General features: G+C 66.3%; 4 protein-coding genes. All 4 read left to right on the forward strand.

Going from position 1 to position 24468, the window contains the following annotated elements:
* Positions 1 to 59: 59 nt before the first annotated feature.
* The 4 genes from GGI48_RS25370 to GGI48_RS25385 all read left to right on the forward strand — a co-directional run bounded on the left by GGI48_RS25370 (position 60) and on the right by GGI48_RS25385 (position 24134).
* The gene (locus GGI48_RS25370) at positions 60 to 9362 is read left to right on the forward strand and encodes a non-ribosomal peptide synthetase (protein WP_179600567.1); all 9303 of its coding nucleotides are present in this window, start codon (positions 60 to 62) and stop codon (positions 9360 to 9362) included.
* 69 nt (positions 9363 to 9431) lie between these two features.
* Complete coding sequence (locus tag GGI48_RS25375) at positions 9432 to 10490, forward strand: TauD/TfdA family dioxygenase (RefSeq protein WP_179600569.1); 1059 nt, start codon at positions 9432 to 9434, stop codon at positions 10488 to 10490.
* Positions 10491 to 10500: 10 nt separating this feature from the next.
* On the forward strand, positions 10501 to 13572 hold the full coding sequence (locus tag GGI48_RS25380) for a non-ribosomal peptide synthetase (protein ID WP_179600571.1): 3072 nt from the start codon (positions 10501 to 10503) through the stop codon (positions 13570 to 13572).
* Positions 13572 to 24134: a non-ribosomal peptide synthetase gene (locus GGI48_RS25385; RefSeq protein WP_179600572.1), complete on the forward strand. Its 10563-nt coding sequence runs from the start codon at positions 13572 to 13574 to the stop codon at positions 24132 to 24134. The genes GGI48_RS25380 and GGI48_RS25385 overlap by 1 nt, the downstream gene beginning before the upstream one ends.
* Positions 24135 to 24468: the final 334 nt, after the last annotated feature.

Below are 24468 nucleotides of genomic sequence, written 5' to 3' on the forward strand. Positions count from 1 at the left end.
CGTTTCGTAGGGATAGCCGAGCCAACGCTCGATACCCAACATGTACGGATGAACCGCCGATGAACGCTGAAAAGTCCCTGAAACTCGCACGCCGATTTATCGAGCTGCCGCTGGAGAAGCGCCGGTTGTTCCTCGATAGTCTGCGGGCGGAAAACATCGACTTTTCGTTGTTTCCAATCCCTGCCGGGGTGGCCGTCGAAGACCGCCAGGAACTGTCCTACGCGCAGCGGCGCATGTGGTTGCTTTGGCAGCTGGACCCACAGAGCGGCGCCTACAACCTGCCGGGGGCGGTACGCCTGACAGGGGCGCTGAATCGTCAGGCGCTGGAGCAGGCGTTCGCCGCCCTGGTGGCGCGCCACGAAACCCTGCGCACGGTATTCAAGCAGCAGGCTGACGACCGCCTGGAACAGGCGCCGGCGACGGAATCCCTGTCGGTGGCGTTTCTCGACCTGAGCAGCATCGATGCCACGGCACGGGAGCAGGCGGTGGCGGCCGAAGCCCAGCGCCAGTCGCTGCTGCCGTTCGACCTGGACCGCGGCCCGCTGCTGCGGGTCAAGCTGCTGCAACTCGATGCGCAGGAGCATGTGCTGCTGCTGACCCTGCACCACATCGTCTCCGACGGCTGGTCGATGAACCTGCTGATCGACGAGTTCATCCATTGCTACGACGCCTTCGAGCGGGGCGAAGCGCCGCAACTGCCGCCGTTGCCGATCCAGTACAGCGACTACGCCCTGTGGCAGCGCCGCTGGCTGGAGGCGGGGGAGCAGGCGCGGCAACTGGAGTACTGGCAGGCGCAGTTGGGCGACGAGCATCCCGTGCTGGAGCTGCCCCTCGATCATCCGCGCCCGGCGATGCCCAGTTACCGCGGCACCCGCTACGAGTTTGCCGTGGCGCCGGAGCTGGCCGAACAGCTGCGGACCTTGGCCAGGCAGCACAACGTCACCCTGTTCATGCTGTTGCTCGGCGCCTTCAATGTGCTGCTGCACCGCTACACCGGCCAGGACGATATCCGCGTCGGCGTGCCCATTGCCAACCGCAACCGTGCCGAAGTCGAAGGGCTGATCGGCTTTTTCGTCAACACCCAGGTGCTGCGCACCCAGCTCACCGGCCAGACCCGGGTCAGCGAGCTGCTGCAGGCCGTCAAAGAGGCGGCGCTGGGTGCCCAGGCTCATCAGGACCTGCCGTTCGAGCAACTGGTTGAGGCACTCAAGCTGGAGCGCAACCTGAGCCACACACCTCTATTCCAGGTGATGTACAACCACCAGCCCCAGGTGGCGGATATCAGCACGGTCCGGACGGCGTCCGGCCTGGAGCTGGGCCTGGTGCAGTGGCAGAGTCGCACCACCCAGTTCGACCTGACCCTGGACACCTACGAGAAGTCCGGCACGCTGCATGCCGCCCTGACCTACGCCGAAGACCTGTTTGACGCCGGCACCATCGCGCGCATGGCGCGGCATTGGACCGCGCTGCTGCAAGGCATGCTGGAGGATGCCGAGCAGCGCATCGGCGAGTTGCCGATGCTCGATGGCCAAGAGCGCCAGACCCTGGTGCACGACTGGAACGCTACGGCGCAGGCTTACCCCACCGGGTTGAGCATGCCGCAACTGATCGCCGCTCAGGTCCGGCGTACCCCCGAGGCCTGCGCCTTGGTGTTCGGCGAGCAGCAACTGAGCTACGCCGAACTGGATGCCCGGGCCAACCGGCTGGCCCGCCTGCTGCGTGAGCAGGGTGTGGCGGCGGATGTACTGGTGGGCATCTGCATCGAGCGCTCCATCGAAATGGTCGTGGGCCTGCTGGCGATCCACAAGGCCGGTGGCGCCTACGTGCCCCTGGACCCGGAATACCCCCGGGACCGCTTGGCCTACATGATCGAGGACAGCGGCATCCGCCTCTTGCTGAGCCAGCGTTCGCTGCTGCCTCTGCTGGATTTCCAAGCCGCTGCAGAGGCGCCCAAGGTCATCCTTCTGGACCAGGATCAGGACGCGCTGCTGGCCTATGACAGCGGCCCGCTGGAGCCGCTGGTCGACCCGCTGAACCTGGCCTATGTGATCTACACCTCGGGTTCCACCGGCAAGCCCAAGGGCGCGGGCAACAGCCACGCGGCGCTGGTCAACCGTCTGTGCTGGATGCAGCAGGCCTATGGCCTGGACGCCAGTGACGCGGTGCTGCAGAAAACCCCGTTCAGCTTCGACGTCTCGGTCTGGGAATTGTTCTGGCCGCTGATGACCGGTGCCCGGCTGGTGGTCGCGGCCCCGGGGGCTCACCGCGAGCCGGCGCGCCTGATCGACACCATCATCGACCACGGCATCAGCACCCTGCACTTTGTGCCCTCGATGCTCCAGGCCTTCATCCATGAGCAGGGCGTGTCGGCCTGCACCGGCCTTAAACGCATCGTCTGCAGTGGCGAGGCCTTGCCCCTGGAGGCCCAGCAGCAGGTCTTCGCCCGCTTGCCGGGCGCGGGCCTGTACAACCTCTACGGCCCGACCGAGGCGGCAATCGACGTCACCCACTGGACCTGTGTCGACGAAGGCGCAAGCAGCGTGCCGATCGGCCGGCCGATCGCCAACCTGCGCACCCATGTGCTGGATGCCCAGTTACAACCGGTACCGGCGGGTGTGGCCGGTGAGCTCTATCTGGGCGGCCTCGGGTTGGCTCGCTGTTATCACCGGCGCCCGGCCCTGACCGCCGAGCGCTTTGTCCCTTGCCCCTTCCACCAGGGCGCGCGGCTGTATCGCACCGGCGACCGGGTGCGTCAGCGGGCCGATGGCGTGATCGAATACCTGGGCCGCCTGGATCACCAGGTCAAGCTGCGCGGCCTGCGCATCGAGCTGGGTGAAATCGAAGCCCGGCTGATGCAGCACCCGAGCGTGCGCGAGGCTGTGGTGCTGGTGCAGAACGCCAAGCACCTGGTGGCGTATCTGGTGTTGAAAGAGGGCGCCCAGGCCCAGGTCCAGGGGTGGACCGACGAACTCAAGGCCTGGCTGGCCAGCAGCCTGCCGGAGTACATGGTGCCCCACCACCTGCTGGCCCTGGATCGCCTGCCGGTGACCGCCAACGGCAAGCTCGACCGCAAGGCCTTGCCGCTGCCCGAGGCGGCGCCGCAACTGGCCTACGTGGCCCCGGAAAGCGTCATGCAGAAGGCCCTGGCGGGCATCTGGTGCGATGTGCTGGGGCTCGCTCAGGTAGGTCTGGACGATAACTTTTTCGAGCTTGGCGGTGATTCGATCATCTCGATCCAGGTGGTCAGTCGCGCCCGTCAGGCCGGGATTCGCCTGGCTCCCCGGGACCTGTTCCAGTACCAGAGCGTGCGCAGCCTGGCCCAGGTCGCGGTCCCCGACGATCAGCCGCGGATCGACCAGGGGCCAGTGACCGGCGAGGTGCCCTTGACCCCGGTACAGCATTGGTTCCTGGACCAGGAAGTGCCCCGGCGGGGGCACTGGAACCAGTCGTTGCTGCTCGATCCGCGCCAGCCCTTGCAGCCAGCGCTGTTGCAGGCGGCGCTGTTGCAGCTGGTCAATCATCACGATGCCTTGCGCCTGCGCTTCGTCGGCACGGGGCAGGGCTGGCAGCAGGCCTATGCCGAGCCTGCCAGCCACTTCGACCTGTGGCAGTGCCGGGCGGAACATGACCAGGCCCTGGCGGCGTTGTGCGACGAGGCCCAGCGCAGCCTGGACCTGCAAGCCGGCCCGCTGGTGCGCGCGGTCCTGGTGCAGCGCGAGGCCGGTCGCCAGCAACTGTTGCTGGTGATCCACCACCTGGTGGTGGATGGGGTGTCCTGGCGGGTGCTGCTGGAGGATTTGCAGCAGGCCTACCGGCAGTTGGCGCAAGCCCAGACGGTGCAACTGCCGCCCAAGACCAGCGCCTATCAGGCCTGGGCCCGGCGCTTGCAGGCACATGCGCCGCAGCGCGAGGCCGAGCTGCCCTACTGGCTGGCACAACACACCGGGGCGGTCGATCTGCCCTGCGACAACCCCGCGGGCGGTTTGCAGAACCGGCATGGGCGCAAGATCGAGTCGCGATTGCCGACCGGCTTGACCCAGCAACTGTTGCAACAGGCCGCGAGCGCCTATCGGACCCAGGTCAACGACCTGCTGTTGACCGCCCTGGCTCGCGTACTGTGCCGCTGGACCGGGCAGGCGTCGGCGCTGATCCAGTTGGAAGGGCATGGCCGCGAGGACCTGTTCGACGATCTGGACCTGACCCGCACCCTGGGCTGGTTCACCAGCCTGTACCCGCTGCGCTTGCAGCCGGCGGAGCAGGCCGGGGTGGCGATCAAGGGCATCAAGGAACAACTGCGCGCGATCCCCGGCAAGGGCCTGGGCTACGGCTTGCTGCGCTACCTGGGCAGCCCGGCCCAGCGTCAGGCCCTGGCGTCGTTGCCCCAGCCTAGGGTCACCTTCAACTACCTGGGTCAGTTCGATCGCCAGTTCGATGAGCAGGCGTTGTGGACGCCGGCCAGCCAGAGCAGCGGGCAGGCCCAGGACCCACAGGCTCCCCTGGCCAACTGGCTGACTCTGGAAGGCCAGGTCTATGGCGGCGAACTGGCCCTACAGTGGGGCTACAGCCAGGAAATGTTCAGCGACGCCAGCATCCAGCGGCTGGCCGATGACTACCTCGCCGAGCTGCGCCTGCTGATCGAGCACTGCTGCGGCCAGCAGCAGCCCCAGGCCACGCCTTCGGACTTCCCGCTGGCACGCATCTCCCAGCCACAGCTCGACGCGCTGCCGGTGCCGGCGGCCGCCATCGAGGACCTGTATCCGCTGACGCCGATGCAGCAGGGCATGCTGTTCCATACCCTCTACGAGCCCCAGGAACAGGCCTACATCAACCAGCTGCGTCTGGACATCCAGGGCCTTGACCCGCAGCGCTTCGCCGAGGCCTGGCAGAGCGCCCTGGATCGTCACCCGATCCTGCGCAGCAGCGTGCACTGGGAAGGGCTGGACAGCGCCCATCAGTTGGTCAGGAGCCAGGTCAAGGTGCCGTTGCAGGTACTGGCATCGGCCCCGGCGGATCTCGACCTGCTGGCCGCGCAAGAGCGCTCCCGGGGGTTCGAGCTGGACCGGGCGCCCTTGCTGCGCCTGCTGCTGGTGCCCATCGCCGACAACCACTGGCACCTGATCTACACCTGCCACCACCTGCTGCTCGATGGCTGGAGCAATGCCAGCCTGCTGGCCGAAGTGATCCAGTTGTATGGCGGTGCTCGCTTGCCGGCGCCCCAAGGCCGCTATCGCGACTACCTGGGCTGGTTGCAGGAACAACCGGCCCAGGCCGCGCAACAGTTCTGGAGCCAGCGCCTGCAGGCCATGGAAGCACCGACCCTGCTGGCCGACGGAGTTCGCCGGCCGGCCTCGGGCAGCGGTCACGGACAGCACCTGGACGGCTTCGACGTCGCCCTGACACAACGCCTGGGGCGTTTCGCCCGGCAGCAGAAAGTCACCCTCAACACCGTGCTGCAAGCCGCCTGGGCGTTGCTGCTGCAGCGTTACTGCGCGCAGCAGTGCGTGATCTTCGGGGCCACCGTGGCAGGGCGTTCGGCGCCGCTGCCGGGTATCGAGCAGCAGTTGGGGCTGTTCATCAACACCTTGCCGATCATTTGCCAGCCCCGTTCGGAACTGAGCGTGGGGCAATGGCTGGGGCAGATGCAGGAGCTCAACCTGAGCCTGCGCGAGCACGAGCACGTGCCGCTCTACGAGGTCCAGGGCTGGGCCGGGCACCAGGGCACGCCGTTGTTCGACAGCCTGCTGGTGTTCGAGAACTTCCCCGTGGCCCAGGCCCTCAAGGAGGGGGCTCCGGCCGGGCTGCAATTCTCCGGCCTGGCCAACCACGAACAGACCAGCTACCCGCTGACCCTGGGCATCGAGTTGGGCGAGCAGTTGAGCCTGGACTTCAGCTATGAGCGCAGTCGTTTCAGTGCCGATCAGGTCCAGGGCTTGTGTGCCCAGCTGCGGCATTTGCTGGAACAGTTCATGGCCGATCCCGACGCGGCCCTTGGGGGCTTGCAGTTGTTGAGCGAACAGGCGCGCCAGGACTTGCTGCAGCACAGCCAACTGGCCGAGGTGGTGCACGCCCAGGCGCCGCTGGTGCACCAGCGGATCGCCGCGCAGGCGGCGGCCACGCCCGAGGCGCTGGCGCTGGTGGTCGATGGCGAGCAACTGGACTATGGCCAGCTGAACGCCCAGGCCAACCGCTTGGCCCATTGCCTGCAAGCCCAGGGGATAGGCCCGGGGGATCGGGTCGGCCTGGCGCTCAAGCGCGGCCCGCAACTGATCGTCAGTCTGCTGGCGGTGCTCAAGAGCGGCGCGGCCTATGTGCCCCTGGACCCGCAATACCCGCAGGAGCGTCTGGCGTTCATGATCGCCGACAGCCGCCTGAGCCTGCTGCTCAGCGATACCGGCTCGTGGACCGCGAACCTGCTGCCCGACAGCGTGCTGCACTGGGATCTGCCGAGCCTGGCGCCACGCCTGAGCCAGTGCTCCAGCACCGACCCGCAGAACCGCGCCAGCGCGCACGACCTGGCCTATGTGATCTACACCTCGGGCTCCACCGGTGTGCCCAAGGGCGTGGCCATCGATCACCGGGCCTTGTCGGCCTTCTGCGAGGCGGCGGCGGATTATTCGGCGCTCACCGCCACCGACAAGGTGCTGCAATTTGCCACCTTCAGCTTCGACGGTTTCGTCGAGCAGTGTTACCCGGCCCTGTGCCTCGGCGCAGCCCTGGTGATGCGCGGCGACGAGCCCTGGGCCGTCGAGCAACTGGCGGCGGTGATCGTCAGCCAGGGCGTGACCCTGGCCGACCTTCCGGCGGCTTACTGGCACTTGCTGGCCAAGCAGTGCATGGCCGACGGTATCGGCAGCCTGGGGCGCCTGCGCCAGGTGCATGTCGGCGGCGAGGCGATGTCGGTGGAGGGCTTGCGCCTGTGGCATGCCGCCGGGTTGGGGGCGGTGCGCCTGGTCAACACCTACGGCCCCACCGAGGCCACCGTGGTCTCCAGTGTCCACGACTGCCGGGAACAGGATGCCAGCGAGGTCTACGGCATCCCGATCGGCCAGCCGGTCATCGGCCGCGCCCTGCGGATCATCGACGGCGACCTCAATCTGCTGCCCGAAGGCGCCGCCGGGGAGCTGTGCATCGGTTCCGCGTCGAGCCTGGCCCAAGGCTATTTCGATCGCCCCGGGCTGACCGCCGAGCGCTTTATTCCCGACCCCTTTGCCAGCCAGCCCGGCGCGCGTCTGTATCGCAGCGGCGACCTGGCGCGCTACAACCCCCAGGGGGCGCTCGAATACCTGGGGCGCATCGACCATCAGGTGAAGATCCGCGGCTACCGCATCGAGCTGGGGGAGATCGAGGCGCGCCTGCTGGCTCGCCCCGATGTGCGTGAGGCGGTGGTGCTGGCCGTGCCGGCCAACAACGGCATGCAACTGGTGGCCTATGTGGTGCCCGCTGCGTTGCCTGGGGATACCGACGACGGCCTGGGCGATGCTCAGGCACAGGCCCAGCGTTGCGCGCTGATCAAAGCCGGTCTCAAGGAAAAGCTGCCGGATTACATGTTGCCCAGCCACGTGCTGCTGTTGCCGCGCCTGCCCCTCAACCCCAACGGCAAGCTGGACCGCAAGGCTCTGCCCAAGCCGGACTTGAGTGCCTTGCAACAAGCCTATGTGGCCCCGCACAGCAAACTGCAGCAGCAGGTGGCGGCGATCTGGCAGAGCGTGCTGGAGGTTGAACGAGTCGGCTTGCAGGACAACTTCTTCGCCCTGGGCGGGCACTCGTTGCTGGCCACCCAGGTCATCAGCCGGGTGCGGCATGAACTGGGCTTGCAGGCCGCGCTGCGCACCCTGTTCGATGCAGCGGACCTGCAGGCCTTTGTCGCCGCACTGGACGCCGCCGATGCGCCGGCCCCAGCCCCGGCGCTGCAGCGGGTGGATGACTCGCGGCCACAGCCGTTGTCCTTTGCCCAGCAGCGCTTGTGGTTCCTCTGGCAACTGGAGCCGCAGAGCTCGATGTACAACATTGCCCGGGCCCTGGAGCTGCACGGCGAGCTGGACATCGAGGCGGTGCGGCAAGCCTTCGAGTCGCTGATGCAGCGCCATTCGGTATTGCGTACCACCTACAGCGAGGTCGAGGGCGAGAGTTGGCAGCATGTCCATCGCCACCTGCCGCTGTGGTTCGTGTTCGATGACCTGTGCGCCTTGCCAGCGTCCGAGCGCGAGGCCATGGCTCAGCGGCAGTTGCAGCAACAGGCCGCGGAGCCCTTCGACCTGATCGCCGGGCCGCCGATGCGGGTGCAACTGCTGCGGTTGGCGCCGCAACGGCACTTGCTGCTCATGACCCTGCACCACATCGTCGCTGACCATTGGTCGTTCGGCATTCTGCCGACCGAGTTCGTAAGCCTGTATCACGCCCATCGGACCGCCACGGCCTGCCCGTTGCCGGAGCCGGCCCTGCAGTACGTGGACTTCGCGGTCTGGCAGCGGCAATGGCTCGAAGGCGGTGAACTGCAGCGTCAGCTCGATTACTGGCGTGATGTGCTGGGCGATGACCATCACCTCACGCGCTTGCCCGCCAGCGCCACGGTGCAGCCAGGGCAGGCGCCGTCACCCTTGTGCGATCTCCACGAGTTTCATTTTTCGGCGGCTCAGAGCGAGGCGCTACGGGCCTTTGCCAGTGCCCAGGGGGTGACGTTGTACATGCTGCTGCTGGCAGGTTTTGCCCTGGTGGTGGGGCAGCGTAGCGACAGTTCGCGGGTGCGTCTGGGCACCGATATCGCCAACCGCAATCACGCTGGCGTTGAAGATCTGGTGGGCTTCTTCGTTAACCAACTGGTGTTGCAGATAAGTGTCGAAGAACAGCAGAGCGTGAGCGACTTGTTGCAGGTGACACGGAGCACGGTGATCGGTGCCTCGGATCACCAGGACCTGCCCTTCGAGCGCCTGGTGGAGGCGCTGCGGGTGGCCCGCCGCGCCGGTCGCTCACCCTTGTTCAGCATCAAGTTCATCTACCAGGAGAGCCTGGATCAGCCGTTGTCGATCGACGGCCTGGACGTGCAGCCGGTGGCTGCCGGCAGGGCCGCGGCGGAGCTGGACCTGGTGGCCGAGTTCGTCAATGCGCCACAGGGCATCTACCTCGGCCTGAAGTGCGATGCCGGGCTCTACACCGCCGCGGAAATGGCGTGCCTGTTCGAGCAGTTGCAGGCGGTGTTCGAGCTGATGGTGATCGATACCCAGGCGCCGCTGGTGGCGTTGCTGAACCAGGCCCGGGATATCCAGTACCTGCGCGAGCGGGACCAGCTGCAGCAGCGTCAGGCTCTGCTCAAGCAACAGCACCCGATTCAGCGCCGCCGTCCAGGACGGGTGCCGGTCGAGTGAAGCCGTAATTGAAGAATCATGCAGGCGCGCGCGATCGCCGCGCCTGATACCGCGAATCGGAGGTGGGTCATGTCGAAATTCGAGTCTCAAGCCATACCGGCATTGGGCAAGGGACGGCGCAAGAGCTTGAGCCTGGACCAGTCCAGCCTGGTGACGTTCACGCCGCTGTTCGAGAACAGCTCGATTCCCTTGCTGTGTACGCCCAACGTTCCCGGCGTGGGCCTGGCGCAGTGGGCCGGGGAAAACCGCGAGCTGCTCCAGGAAAAGCTCGATCGGCACGCGACGCTGCTGTTTCGCGGCTTCGCGGTGCAGGACATCAACGAGTTCAACCAGTGCGTCGATTCGATTTCCGGCGGTGCCCTGGAGTACCTGTTCCGGGCCTCGCCGCGGACTCAGATCACCAAGAAACTCAATGTCTACAGCTCCACCGACTACCCGGCCGCGGAAAAGATCTTCCCCCACAACGAGCACTCTTATTCCCCGGTGTTTCCGCTGCACCTGTATTTCTACTGCGACGTGCCGTCGACCACCGGCGGCGAGACGCCATTTGGCGATACCCGGCATTTGCTGGCGCGGATCGATCCGCAGGTGCGCGAAGCGTTCCAGCGCAAGCGCGTGCTTTACGTGCGCAACTATGGCGACGGCATGGGGCTGCCCTGGCAGACCGTGTTCCAGACCGACAACCGCGCCGAGGTCGAGGCCTATTGCGCGAAGATCGGCGTGACCCCGGAATGGAAATCCGGCAATCGCCTGCGCACCCGGCAGCAGGGCCCGGCCATGGTCCGCCATCCGCGCACTGGCGAAAGCGTGTGGTTCAACCACGCGACCTTCTTCAACGCCCTGACCCTGCCGGAGAGCATCCGCGACAGCCTGCTGGCGGAGTTCGCGCCCGAGGACCTGCCGCAAAACACCTTCTTTGGCGACGGCAGCCCGATCCCCGATGACTACATCACCCATCTGCAACAGCTCTATCGCGAAGTGATGGTGGAGTTTCCCTGGGAGAAGGGCGACGTCGTGATGCTCGACAACATCCTCACCCTGCACGCCCGCAACGAATATTCAGGCCCGCGCAAAATACTCACAGCCATGGCCGTCCCGCTGAAAAGCACCGACGTGGCCATTGGTTAAGGACATCAGCATGACCGACTTTTCCCCAGCAGAGACGTTTCAGGTTTCGGCCCAGCAGGCCGCGATTCTTTCCCAGCAGCAGTACCTCGGCCAGCCGCTGGCGGCGCAGGCGCTCCTGTCCTTCGACACGCCGCCCGAGCGTGCTGTGCTACAGGCCGCGCTGAACGAGTTGTGCCAGCGCCACGAAATCCTGCGCACCAGCTACCGGCAGATGCCCGGCTTCAAGCAGCCGGTGCAGGACATTGCGGCCCAGGTGCGTCTGCGCCTGACCCTGGAGCCGGGGCGCAGCCTGCAGCAGGCCCGTGCCGAGGATCGCCTGGCCCTGGCCGACGTGCCCCTGGTGGCCTCGTTGCTGGATCGCCAGTTGCTGGTCAGCGTGCCCCTGGCCAGCTGTGACCGCCAGTCGCTGGCGCAGTTGGTGACCGAACTGCAGCAACTCTGCGCGGGAGGACAGTTGCCAGCGTTCGACGGCCTGCAGTACGCCGATTACGCCGCCTGGCAGGGTGAGTTGAGTGAGGAGGCCATCGGCCGCGAGGGCCTGCAGTTCTGGCGTACCCTGTACGCCGAACAGCAGGCGGGCGTGCGCCTGCCGTTCGAGCGGCGCCTGGATTTCGCCCCGCGGTTGCAGGAATGCCGGCTGGACACCGATCTGGCGCCGACATTGCGCCAACTGGCCAGTGCGGCCGAGCTGAGTGTCGAGGACAGCCTGCTGTTCCTCTGGGCCGGTTTTCTCGCCGGGTTGAGCCAGCGGGATTCGCTGCTGGTGGCCCTGACCGTCGACGCTCGCAGCGATCAGTTGCAGCAGACCCTGGGGCATTTCAGCCGGCGCCTGCCGGTGGCCGTCGCGTTGCAGCCCCAAGCCACGCTGCAGGACAACCTGCAGGCGTTCCGTCATCAGCTGGACCTGAGCCGTTCCTGGCAGGATTGCCTGAACGAGCTGGAAGCGTTCGGTGCCGAGCAGCCCCGTCCCCTGGACCTGGGTTGCTCCTACAGCGAAGGCGCCGAGGCGCAGGAGCTGTTCCTCGATCAAGCGTACTTCGAGAAGCTGCATCTGCAGGCCCGGGCCGATGCCGACCGGCTGTCGTTGCAATTGAGCTGGCAGTCGCAGTTGCTGCCTGACGGCCTGCCTGAAGCCTGGCTTGAACAGTTCGCCCAGTGGCTCAAAGCGGCCGCTGCGGACAGCAGCCTGAGCCTTGAGCAATGGCCGTTGGTCAGCGCTGATCAGGCGCAGCGCCTGTTGCAGGATTTCGATCGCAGCGCGGACCTGAGCGCCGCCGCCGCACCGCTGCTGCACCAGCTGTTCGAAGAGGCGGCCCGGGCCTATCCCGAGCGTGCCGCGATCCATGTCGATGGCCGGGAAATCACCTACGCCGAGCTCGATCGTCAGGCCAATCAGCTGGCCCACGCCTTGCGCGAGCAAGGGGTCGCCAGCGACGCCGTCGTTGGCGTGTATGGCGCGCGTTCCATCGAGATCGTGGTGGCCCTGCTGGGGATTCTCAAGGCCGGTGGCGCCTACCTGCCGCTGGACCCGGCCTATCCCAGCGAGCGCCTGTCCTTCATGCTCGAAGACGCGGCGGTGCGCTGCCTGATCAGCCTGCAACCCTTGCACCCGGACCTCGTTCTGCCGGCCGACCTGCCGCGCATCACCCTGGACTCGCAGTTGTTGAGCGGTGATGCCCAGGCGCCGACGAGCAACAGCACGGCCGACAACCTGGCGTATGTCATCTACACCTCCGGTTCCACCGGCAAGCCCAAGGGCGTGATGGTGTCCCACACCAATGCCAGCACCTCGACCCTGGCCCGGGGGGTGTTCTACCAGGCGCCCCTGGAACGTTTCCTGATGCTGTCCTCGTTCTCCTTCGACAGCTCCGTGGCGGGGATCTTCTGGACCCTGAGCCAGGGCGCGACCTTGTACCTGCCCAGCGAAGAGCAGCACAAGGACCCGCAGCAGGTCGCCGAGCTCATCGACGCGCAGCGCATTTCCCACTTCCTGGCCCTGCCATCGTTCTATGCGCAAATCCTCGAAGCCCTGGAGCAACCGCAACTGCGCTGCGTCATCGTGGCCGGCGAAGCCTGTCCGCTGGAGCTGGCCCTGCGGCACCGGGAACGGCTGCCCGAGACCTTGCTGGTCAATGAATACGGCCCTTCGGAAAGTGCGGTCTGGTGTTCGGCCTTCGCCGTGGAGCAGGCGCCTGTGGATGAGCGGGTGGCCATTGGTGGCGCCATCGCCGGTACGCGCCTGCGGGTGCTGGATGAAGACGCCGAACTGGCTGGCATCGGTCGCGAGGGCGAGTTGTTTATCGGTGGTCCGGGCCTGGCCCGTGGCTATCTCAAGCGTCCGGGGCTGACGGCTAGCCGCTTCCTTCCGGACCCGTTCGCCAGCACCCCCGGCGCGCGCCTGTATCGCACCGGGGACCGGGTCAGCAGCTTGCCCCGGGGCACGCTGGACTACCTCGGCCGGATCGACTTCCAACTGAAGATCCGCGGCTTTCGCATCGAGCTGGGCGAGATCGAGAGTCTGCTCGGGCAGGTCGCCAATGTGCGCGAAGCCGCTGTCGTGGCCCGGGACACGGCGGCCGGCAAACAGTTGGTGGCCTATGTGGTGCTGGCCCGGGTCGACGACCGCGAGGCCCAGGAGCAGGCCCTGCTGGCCCAGCTGCGCGAGCAGTTGCCCGAGTACATGGTGCCGTCGTTCCTCAGTGTCCTGGAGCGTTTCCCCCTGACCCCCAACGGCAAGCTGGACCGTAACGCCCTGAGCGCCCTGGAGCTGCAAGGCAGCGCCTATGTGGCGCCGCGCAACGAGCTGGAGGCCACCCTGGCCGCCATCTGGCAGGAAGCGCTGCAGCTGGAGCGGGTCGGTGTGCATGACAACTTCTTTGCCCTGGGCGGCCACTCGCTGCTGGCCACGCGCATTCGCTCCAAGGTGCAAAGCGAGCTCAACCTGTCCTTGCCGCTGCGGGTGTTCTTCGAGGGCGAAACGGTGGAACTGCTGGCCCGTCAGGTCGAGCTGCATCGTGATTCCGGGGTGACAGGGGACAAGGTCGACGCCTTGGAAGCCCTGTTTGCGGAGGCCCAGGAGTGATGAATCCGTTACCCGAGCGCATGCTGGCGCTGTCCAAGCGGTTCGCCGCGTTCAGCCCCCAGGAGCGTAGCGCCTTGCAGCGCAAGATGATCGAGCAGGGGCTGTCCCTGGACCTGTTGCCGATCCCCGGGCGCAGCCAGGACCAGACGCTGATGGGCGCGTCCTATGCCCAGCAGCGCCTGTGGTTTCTCTGGCAACTGGAGCCCACCTCCAGCGCCTACAACCAACTGGCGGTGCTGCGCTTGCAGGGCGACCTGCAGGACGCCGATCTGCAACGCAGTATCCAGTACCTGATCGACCGCCACGAGGTGCTGCGCAGCACCTTCAGCCTGCACGGCCAGCAAGTGATGCAGGTGATTCGTCCCCAGCGCGAGTTCGTCCTGCAACGCCTGGATTACAGCCACCTTGAGGACGCCGGCCCACAGGTGGCCGAACAGGTGGCGGAGCAGGGCGAACGCCCCTTCGACCTGGAGCACGACCTGCTGTTGCGGGCGACCCTGATCAAGCTTGGTGAGCAGGAACATGTGCTGCTGTTCTGTACCCATCACATCATCAGTGATGCCTGGTCGCTGCCGATCCTGGTGGGCGAGGTGACCCGCGCCTATGAGCACTGGCGCCAATACCAGCGCGCGCCGGACCTGGCGCCGCTGGCGGTGCAGTACGCCGACTTCGCCGTTTGGCAGCGTCTGTGGCTGGAAGCCGGTGAAGCCGAGCGCCAGTTGCAGTACTGGCGCGAGCGCCTGGGCAGCGAACCCTTGACCCTGGAACTGCCCCTGGATCGGCCGCGCCCGCCGGTGCGCAGTGCCCGGGGCGGGCGCCACGCCATGGTCTTCGATCAGGACCTGGACCGCGGTGTGCGCGAACTGGCCGCGAGTACCGGCTGCACCCTGTTCATGGTGCTGCTGGCGTCCCTGCAGGTGCTGCTGCAGCGTTATAGCGGAGCCCGCAGCATTCGCGTGGGCACGCCGGTGGCCAACCGCACCCGGGCCGAAGTCGAGGGGCTGATCGGCTTTTTCGTCAACACCCAGGTGCTGCAGGCCGAGGTCGACCCGCAGCAGCCGTTCAGCGCCTTGCTGGCCCAGGTCAAGACCCGGGTGCTGGAGGCCCAGGCGCATCAGGACCTGCCGTTCGAGCAATTGGTCGATGCCCTGCAGCCTGAGCGCAGCTTGAACCAGAGCCCTCTGTTCCAGGTGCTGTACAACCACCTGGCGGGGGACAACGAAGGCGCGCGGGTGGAGATTCCCGGGCTGAAGATCGAGGCCCTGGCCAGCGACAGCGAATTCGTGCGCTTCGACCTGACCTTCAACACCCATGAGGAAGGCGGGCGTCTGCACGCGGCCCTGGTCTACGCCAGCGACCTGTTCGACCCGCAGACCATCGAGCAGATGGCCCGGCATTGGCACAACCTGTTGCAGGCGGTGGTGCGCGAACCGCAACGGCGCCTGGGCGAGTTGCCCATGCTGGATGCGGCGGAGCGCGCACAGATGGTGGAGCAGTGGAACCTCGGCAGCGCCTTTGAGCGTCCACCCCTGTCGGTACCGGCCTGTGTCGAGGCCCATGCGGCGCGCAGCCCTGATGCGCTGGCCGTGGTCTGCGCCGGGCAGCAACTGACGTATCAACAGCTCAATGCCCAGGCCAACCGCCTGGCCCGCCAGTTGCGCGAGCGCGGCGTGGGGCCGGATGTGCTGGTGGGCATTGCCGCGCCACGCTCGATCGAGATGATCGTGGGCCTGCTGGCGGTGCTCAAGGCCGGCGGCGCCTACGTGCCTCTGGACCCGGAATACCCCCAGGAACGCCTCAACGGCATGATCGAGGACAGCGGGATTACCCAGTTGCTGGCCCAACAGCAGCTGATCGGGCGTTTTACCGATCTGCCCGGGCTCTGTATCGAGCCTCTTGAGGGTTCGCCAGCACGTCAGGCCCTGAGTGGCGACAACCTCGAACCCCTGACGGCTCCCGGGCATCTGGCCTATGTGATTTTCACCTCCGGCTCCACGGGCCGGGCCAAGGGCGTGACCATCAGCCACGGCGCCCTGGCCAACTACGTGGCGGCGATTCATCAGCGCCTGCCGCTGGCGTCGGCCCGCAGCATGGCGCTGGTATCGACACCGGCCGCCGACCTTGGGCACACCGTGCTGTTCGGTGCCCTGTGCGGCGGCCAGGCGCTGCACCTGATCAGCGCCGATCTGGCGGTGGACGGTGCGGGCCTGGGCCAGTACCTGCAACAGCAAAAGATCGATGTGCTGAAAATTGTCCCCTCGCACCTGGCGGCGCTGGTGGGTGAGGACAATGGTGCGGTGCTCCCACGCCAATGCCTGGTGCTGGGCGGCGAAGCCTGCCCGGTGAGCTTGGTTGAGCGCATCCAGCGTCTGGCGCCGCAGTGCCGGATCGTCAACCACTACGGGCCGACCGAAAGCACCGTAGGTGCCCTGACCCAGGCCGTGGAGGGCGACTGGTCCCAGGCTGCGTCGATTCCCTTGGGGCGGCCGCTGGCCAATGTCCGCGCCTATGTGCTGGACAGCGAAGGCCAACCGGCGGCCATCGGCAGCCTGGGCGAACTGTATCTGGCCGGTGCCGGGCTGGCCCGCGGTTACCATCGGCGTCCTGAGATGACCGCCGCCAGCTTCATCCCCGATCCTTTCGACCCGCAAGGCGGTGGCCGGCTGTACCGTACCGGTGATCAGGTGCGCTACCGCCGCGACGGCAGCATCGAGTTCTGTGGCCGCATCGACCAGCAGATCAAGATTCGTGGCTTCCGGGTCGAGCCGGGAGAAATCCAGGCCTGCCTGCACAGCCATCCCTGGGTGCGCGAGTGTGCGGTACTGGCCCTGGATGGACCCCAGGGCAAGCAATTGGTGGCCTACCTGGTGTGCCAGCCCGGGCTCGACCCGGAGCAGTGCAAGGACGTCCTCAAGCAGCACATGAACGCGCACCTGTCGGCCCATCAGGTGCCCAGCCACCTGCTGTTGCTGCCGGCGCTGCCCCTGAGCCCCAACGGCAAGCTCGATCGCCTGGCCCTGCCGCGCCCCGAGCAGGGCCGTCCGCAGGACCTCTACCGTGCGCCACAGAACCCCGTGCAACAGACACTGGTGGATATCTGGCAGGAGGTCTTGAACCAGCCGCGGATCGGTATCAACGACAACTTCTTCGAACTGGGGGGCGACTCGATCATTGCCATCCAGATGGTCAGCCGGGCACGCCAGGCGGGTTTGCAGATTTCCTCCCGGGACGTGTTCCGCTGCCAGAGCATTCTTGAGCTGGCAGCGGTGGCCAGGCAGGGCACGGCCTTGCTCATCGATCAGGGACCGGTGCGTGGCCCGATGCCGCTGACGCCGATCCAGCAGGTGTTTTTTGCCAGCGACATTCCCCATCGCGAACACTGGAACCAGTCGCTGCTGTTGACGCCCCGTGAACCGTTGCAGGTGCCGCTGCTGGAGCAGGCCCTGAACCAGCTGCTGGTGCAGCACGATGCCTTGCGCCTGCGGTATCGACAGAGCGCCGGCCTGTGGCAGGCCGAACACCAGGAGCATCCCGAGCCGGTGAGCCTCTGGCGGCAGCGGGTGGCGGATGCCGCAGCAATTCAGGCACTGGGACAACAGGCCCAGAGCAGCCTTGACCTGGAACAGGGACCGTTGTTGCGCGCGGTGCTGATGGACCTGGACGATGGCAGCCAGCGTTTGTTGCTGGTCATCCATCACCTGGTGGTGGACGGCGTGTCCTGGCGGATTCTGCTTGAAGACCTGCAGAGCCTCTATCGCCAGTTGGCCGAGGGGGCCGCCCTGGCCCTGCCGCCCAAGACCAGTGCCTTCCAGGCTTGGGCCGAGCATCTGCAAGAGTGGGCGCAGGCCCTGGGGCACACCGAAGAACTGGATTACTGGTGCCGGCAGCTGGAACAGGCGCCTCGGGACCTGCCCCTGGACTATCCCGCCGGGGCGAACCTGGCTTGCCATGGCACGGCGATCAACGCCCGGCTGTCTCGGGAGCTGACCAGCCAGCTGTTGCAGGAAGCCCCCAAGGCCTACCGCACCCAGATCAACGACCTGCTGCTGACCGCCCTGGCGCGGGTCATCTGCCGTTGGACCGGACACGCGCAGATGCTGGTGCAGTTGGAAGGCCACGGCCGCGAGGAGCTGTTTGCCGATGTCGACCTGTCGCGTTCGCTGGGCTGGTTCACCAGCCTCTATCCGCTGTGCCTGACTCCGGCGCAGCCACTCTCGGATTCGATCAAGGCGGTCAAGGAAGACCTGCGCCGGGTTCCGGCCAACGGCCTGGGCTATGGCGCCTTGCGCTACCTGGGCGACAGCAGCGTGCGCGAACGCCTGCAAGGGCTGGTGCAGCCGCGGATCACCTTCAACTACCTGGGGCAGTTCGATCAGAGCTTCGATTCGCAGTCGCTGTTTGCCCCGGCGGCCGAAGCGGCTGGCAATGAGCGCCATGCCGAGGCGCCGCTGGGTAACTGGTTGACGGTCAACAGCCAGGTCTATGGGGGCGAACTGTCCCTGAGCTGGAGCTTCAGCCATCAGTTGTTCAAGCCGCAGACGGTTCAGCGCCTGGCCGATGAGTATCTGCTGGAACTGCAGGCGCTGATCGAGCATTGCACCCTGGACACCTCGGCTGGCGTTTCGCCGTCGGACTTCCCCCTGGCCGGGTTGAACCAGGCTCAGCTGGATGCGCTGCCGGTGGCCCCACGAACCATCGTCGACCTGTATCCCTTGTCGCCGATGCAGCAGGGCATGTTGTTCCACACCCTCTACGAGCAGGCCAGCGACGATTACGTCAATCAGCTCCGGGTGTCGGTGCAGGGCCTGGATGCGCAGCGTTTCCGCCGGGCCTGGGAAGATGCCCTGCAGGCCCACGACATCCTGCGTACCTCTTTCCACTGGCAAGCGGAGCTGGAGCAACCGGTGCAGATCGTCCAGCGTCAGCTGGCGCTGCCGTTCCGGGTGCTCGACTGGTCGGACGGGCAGGCCAGCGAGCCGGCCCTCGACGCCCTGGCCGGGGAAGAGCGCAGCCTGTGTGCGCATTTCGATCGTGCACCGCTGTTGCGCTTGTGCCTGGTGCAGACCACGGCCCAGGACTACCAACTGATCTACACCAACCACCACATCCTGATGGATGGCTGGAGCAGTTCGCAGTTGATGAGCGAGGTCCTGCAACGCTACGCCGGGGTGGTGCCGCCACAGGCTCCGGGGCGTTATCGCGACTACATCCAGTGGCTGCAACGCCAGGACCTGAGCGCCTGTGAAAGTTTCTGGCGCGAGCAACTGGGGCGTTTGTCGACCCCGACCCGCCTGGCGGGCAGCATCGCCCTGGAGAATCCGGGCGCAGATGCCGGCCATGGCGAGTTCCACCATGATTGGACCCAGCCGTGGACCGAGCGCCTGGTGGCCTTCGCCCGGCAGCAGAAAATCACCGCCAACACCCTGTTGCAGGCGGCCTGGCTCCTGCTGTTGCAGCGCTATACCGGGCAGAGCACCGTGGCCTTTGGCGCGACGGTGGCGGGGCGTCCTTCGGAGCTGCCGGGGATCGAGCGGCAGATTGGTCTGTTCATCAATACCTTGCCGGTGATCGCCACCCCCGATACGCAGATGAGCGTGGCGCAGTGGCTGCAACAGGTGCAGGCGCACAATCTGCAACTGCGCGAATACGAACATACGCCGCTCAACGATATCCAGCGCTGGGCCGGCAGCAGCGGTGAAGCACTGTTCGATACCCTGCTGGTGTTCGACAACTACCCGGTGGCCCAGGCCCTGGAGCAGGAGGAGGCTTCCAGCGTGCGCTTCGGTGCCGTGCACAGTCGTGAGCGCACCAACTATCCGTTGTCGGTGGCGGTGGCGCTGGAGCAGCGTCTGAGCATCAGCTACGGCTATGCCCGGGAAGCCTTCAGCGTGGCGGTGATCGAGCGCCTCAACGGCCATCTACTGCACCTGCTGGCGCAGATGATTGATAACCCCCAGTTGCAACTGGGCGCCATCGAGCTGCTGACCCCGGCTGAGACGGCCAGCCAATGCGTAGCGCCCGTCGCGCCGGGGGGCGAACCGGCGGTGCACGAGAGCATCGGTGCCCTCGCACAACGCTGGCCGCAGCGTCAGGCGGTGCTGTTTGCCGGGCAGCGCTTCACTTACGGTGAGCTGGACCAGCGGGCCAACCGCCTGGCCCATGAACTGGTGGCCCGCGGGGTCGGCCAGGAGGTCCGGGTCGGCGTGGCATTGCCCCGGGGCGAGGGGCTGCTGGTGGCCTTGCTGGCGGTGCTCAAGGCGGGCGGCGCCTTCGTGCCGCTGGACCTGAGCTACCCGGCCGACCGCCTGGCCTACCTCATGGCGGATTCCGGCATGGCCCTGTTGCTCAGTGACAGCGAGTCGTTGCAGCGCCTGCCTTCGGCCGCCGGTCTGGCGGTGCTCGATCTGGCGCGCCTTGAGGTCGAGCAGCATCCGCTGACCGCGCCTGCGGTGACGGTGGCGCCAGAGAGCCTGGCCTATGTGATCTACACCTCGGGCTCCACCGGGCAACCCAAGGGTGTCACCGTGGCCCATGGTCCGCTGGCGATGCACTGTCGCACCACCGGCGAACGCTATGGCATGACTCCCGAGGACTGTGAACTGCATTTCCTGTCGTTTTCCTTCGATGGCGCCCATGAACGCTGGCTGACCGCCTTTGTCTGCGGCGCCAGCCTGCTGCTGCGTGACGACAGCCTGTGGACCCCGGAGCAGACCTGTGAAGCTATTCGCCGCCATGGCGTGACCATGGCCGGCTTCCCGCCGGCCTACCTGCATCAGTTGGCCGAACATGTGCAGCGGGCCGGCAATCCACCGCCCATGCGCCTCTACAGCTTTGGCGGCGATGCCATGCCCCAGGCCAGCTTCGAGCTGGTCCAGCAGGTGTTGCGTCCCCGGTACATGATCAACGGCTACGGGCCCACCGAAACCGTGGTCACGCCGCTGGTGTGGAAAACCGCTGCCGGTGAACCGTGCACGGCGGCTTATGCGCCCATCGGCCATTGCGTCGGCGAGCGCAGCGCCTATGTCCTGGATGCCGATCTCAATCCCTTGCCGGTGGGGGTCGCCGGGGAGTTGTACATCGGCGGCAATGGCTTGGCGCGAGGCTACCTGAAGCGTTTTGCGCAGACCGCCGAGCGCTTTGTTCCCGATCCCTACAGCCCCTTGGGGGGCCGTCTGTATCGCACCGGGGATGTGGTGCGCCAGGGCAGTGACGGGGTGTTCGAGTACCTGGGGCGTATCGACAACCAGGTGAAGATCCGTGGCTTCCGCATCGAGCTTGGGGAAATCGAAGCGCGGTTGATGGCCCATGAGCAGGTCAGCGAAGCGGTGGTCCTGGCCCGGGACACCGCCCATGGCCGGCGTCTGGTGGCTTATTTGGTGACGGCCGCGACCGCACTTGAGGACGAGCAAAGCCAGGAAAGGCTGCGTGAAACCCTGCGCCAGACGTTGAAGGCCTGCCTGCCCGATTACATGGTGCCGTCCTATTGGCTTTTCCTCGAATGCCTGCCGCTGTCGCCCAATGGCAAGCTGGATCGCATGGCGCTGCCCATGCCGGAAATGGCCCAGGCCAGCCACGCCTATGTGGCACCGCGCAGCGATCTGGAGAAGCGTCTGGCGCAGATCTGGCAAGACGTGCTGAAAGTGCCGCAGGTTGGTGTGAGCGACAACTTCTTCGAGCTGGGCGGGGACTCGATCATCTCCCTGCAACTGGTCAGCCGTGCGCGTCAGGCCTCGATCCGCTTTACCCCCAAGGACCTGTTCGAGCAACAGACCATCCAGGGGCTGGCCGCGGTCGCGCAGTGCGGGACGCAGGACGATATCGACCAGGGACCGGTGAGCGGCGACATGCCGCTGCTGCCGATCCAGCGTCTGTTTTTTGCCGAGCCAATTCCCCAGCGGCACCATTTCAACCAGTCGGTGCTGCTGATTCCGGCCACCCCATTGAACCCCCACGCGCTGGAGCGGGGCTTGCGCGCCTTGTTCGAGCATCACGACGGGTTACGTCTGCAATTCCAGCAGGGGAGCGCAGGCTGGAGTGCCAGCCATGGTCCGCTGGATCAGGCCGGGCCCGGTCCGGACCTGTTGTGGCAGGCCGAAGCCGCCAACGCCGCCGAGCTGGAGCAGCTCTGCGAGCAGGTCCAGTGCAGCCTCGACCTGCAGCGCGGGCCTTTGTTGCGGGCGCTGTTGGTGACCCTGGGGGACTCGACCCAGCGCTTGTTGCTGGTGGCCCATCACCTGGTGGTGGATGGCGTGTCCTGGCGCCTGTTGTTCGAAGACCTGCAAAGCGCCTACACCCAGGCGCTGGCCGGGCAAGCGCTGCAGTTGCCTGCCAAGAGCAGCTCTTATCAGGCCTTTGGTCGACGCCTGCAAGCGTATGCCCATGGGCCCGAGGCCCGTGCCGAGCTGGCCTACTGGCGCGCGCAACTTGCGGGCGCACAGGCATCGTTGCCTGGGGTTGAACCCGGCACCCAGGCCTTGAGCCGCGACGCCGGCAGTGTGCAGGTCCAGCTCGATGCCGCGACCACCCAACGCTTGCTGCAGCGCGCTCCGGCCGCCTACCGGACCCAGGTCAACGACCTGTTGCTGGCGGCCCTGGCCCAGGTCATGGGGCAGTGGACCGGACAGCCCTCGACCCTGATCCAGCTGGAAGGCCACGGGCGTGAGCAACTCTTCGAGGATCTGGACCTGAGCCGCACCGTGGGCTGGTTCACCTCGGTGTTCCCGGTGCGCCTGAGCGCTGCGGACAGTGCCGAAGCCTCGATCAAGCGGATCAAGGAACAGCTGCGGGCGATTCCCAACAAGGGGATCGGCTACGGTGCCCTGCGTTACCTGGGGGATACCGCCAGCCGCGAGGCGTTGCAGGGGCTTGCCCAGCCTCGGGTCACCTTCAACTACCTGGGGCAGTTCGACGGCAGTTTCGATGATCCTCAGGCGCTGTTCGTTCCGGCGCCGGAGGCCCATGGCGCGGATGCCAGCATCGATGCGCCCCTGGGCAACTGGCTGTCGATCAGCGGCAAGGTGTACGACGGTCAGCTGCGCCTGGACTGGAGCTTCAGTCAGCGCATGTTCGACTGCGCGCAGATCGAGTCGCTGGCCCGGGACTATATCCAGGCCCTGCAGGCGCTGGTGGAGCACTGCTGCCAGGCCCGTGGCGGCCTCACGCCGTCGGATTTCCCGCTGGCGCGACTGACCCAGGAACAGCTGGATGCCCTGGCGTTGGTGCCGTCTCAGGTCGAGGACATCTACCCATTGGCACCGATGCAGCAGGCCTTGTTGCAGCATGAGTTGCAGGACCATGAGGCGGGGGATTTCGTCAACCAGATGTGCATGGATGTGCAAGGCGTCGACCCGCAGCGCCTGCGCCAGGCCTGGCAGCAGGCCATGGATACCCATGAGATCCTGCGCAGCCGTTTTGTCTGGGGACCGGCCCTGGCGCAGCCGTTGCAGGTGGTGCACAAGCAGGTCGAGGTGCCATTCCAGAGACTCGACGGCACGGACCTGGACCGCGATGCCCTGGAGCGTCTGGCCCTGGCCGAACGACTCAAGGGTTTCGACCTGGCCCAGGCGCCGCTGTTGCGTTTGCAGGCGATCGAGCTGGGGGAGGGACGCTACCGGCTGATCTGTACCAACCATCACATCCTGCTGGACGGCTGGAGCGGGTTCCAGCTGTTCAACGATGTGCTGGCGGCCTACACCGGGCAGGCCATCAGTCACCGGCCGGCTGGCTACCGTGACTACATTGCCTGGCTGCAGGCCCGGGACCAGCAGGCCGACGAGCGCTTCTGGCGTGAACAGCTCAAGCCGCTGAAGGTGCCGACCTTGCTCAGTGCCTGTGCGATGGCCCAGGGCGATCGGCAGCGGGGTGGGCATCGTCAGCATTACTTCGAGTTCGACGAGGCCCAGACCGAGCAACTGACCGCTTTCGCCCGGCAGCAGAAGATCACCGCCAACACCCTGGTGCAGGCGGCCTGGCTATTGCTTCTGCATGTGCATTGCGCTCAGTCGACGGTGGCCTGCGGCGCCACCATCGCCGGACGCCCGCCCCAGCTCAAGGGCATCGAGCAGCAATTGGGGCTGTACATCAACGACGTGCCGCTGGTGGCCAGTATCGAGCCGGGGCAGCGCGTGGGTGACTGGCTGCAGGCGCTGCAAGGACGCAACGTGCTGATGCGTGAGCATGGCTACAGTGCCTTGAGCGATATCGAACGCTGGGCCGGGTTGCCGGGCGGAGAGTTGAGCGACACGGTGATCGTGTTCGAGAACTATCCGGTCAGTGCGGCGTCGGCCGGTGGTGATCTCGGTGATTTGCGTCTGGAAAGCATGCACAGCTTCGAGCAGACCAGTTCGGCGCTGACCTTGTATGTCGAGCTCAAGGGGCAGTTGCAGTTCCACTATGACCATCGGCTTGAGGCCTTTAGCGAGGCGGCGGTGCAGGGGTTGAATCTGCAACTGGTGCAGTTGCTTGGGGTGTTGGCGGATGGTTCGGCGGGGCGCTCGCTGGCGCAGGTGCTGGCGCAGTTGGGTGGGACTCGATCTCAGCGGGAGGTGCGGGTGGGGGCTTAGGTACAGGACATTGGAGTGAAGGGCGGGAGGGCAGGTGACTGTTCTCCCGTTTTTTTTTGCGGTTGGGGGCATATCCGGTGCTGCGGGTGTGGCGGCTTAGGGTTTCGCCCTTACGGCGAGTCACTTTGGAAAGAGCCCAAAGTAACCAAAGGCTCTTGCCCCTCCACTCGGTGCCTCGCCTAGGCTCGGCATGCCCGAACTCCGGCATTGATCCGTGGGCCGCCGCCACCGGCCATCCATGGCCGGGTGGCGGCTAACCCGGCATCCCTGCCGGGTTACCCACGGCTCAATGCCTGCGTTCGGCCATCGTGGTTAACGGGGCGTTCAGATCAAG

Source organism: Pseudomonas protegens (genome assembly GCF_013407925.2).
Taxonomy (GTDB): Bacteria; Pseudomonadota; Gammaproteobacteria; order Pseudomonadales; family Pseudomonadaceae; genus Aquipseudomonas; species Aquipseudomonas fluorescens_AP.

Excerpts from the sequence above, each read along its gene's own strand:
- GGI48_RS25370 (WP_179600567.1), top strand. The coding sequence starts at position 60 with ATGAACGCTGAAAAGTCCCTGAAACTCGCACGCCGATTTATCGAGCTG.
- GGI48_RS25375 (WP_179600569.1), top strand. The coding sequence starts at position 9,432 with ATGTCGAAATTCGAGTCTCAAGCCATACCGGCATTGGGCAAGGGACGG.
- GGI48_RS25380 (WP_179600571.1), top strand. The coding sequence starts at position 10,501 with ATGACCGACTTTTCCCCAGCAGAGACGTTTCAGGTTTCGGCCCAGCAG.
- GGI48_RS25385 (WP_179600572.1), top strand. The coding sequence starts at position 13,572 with ATGAATCCGTTACCCGAGCGCATGCTGGCGCTGTCCAAGCGGTTCGCC.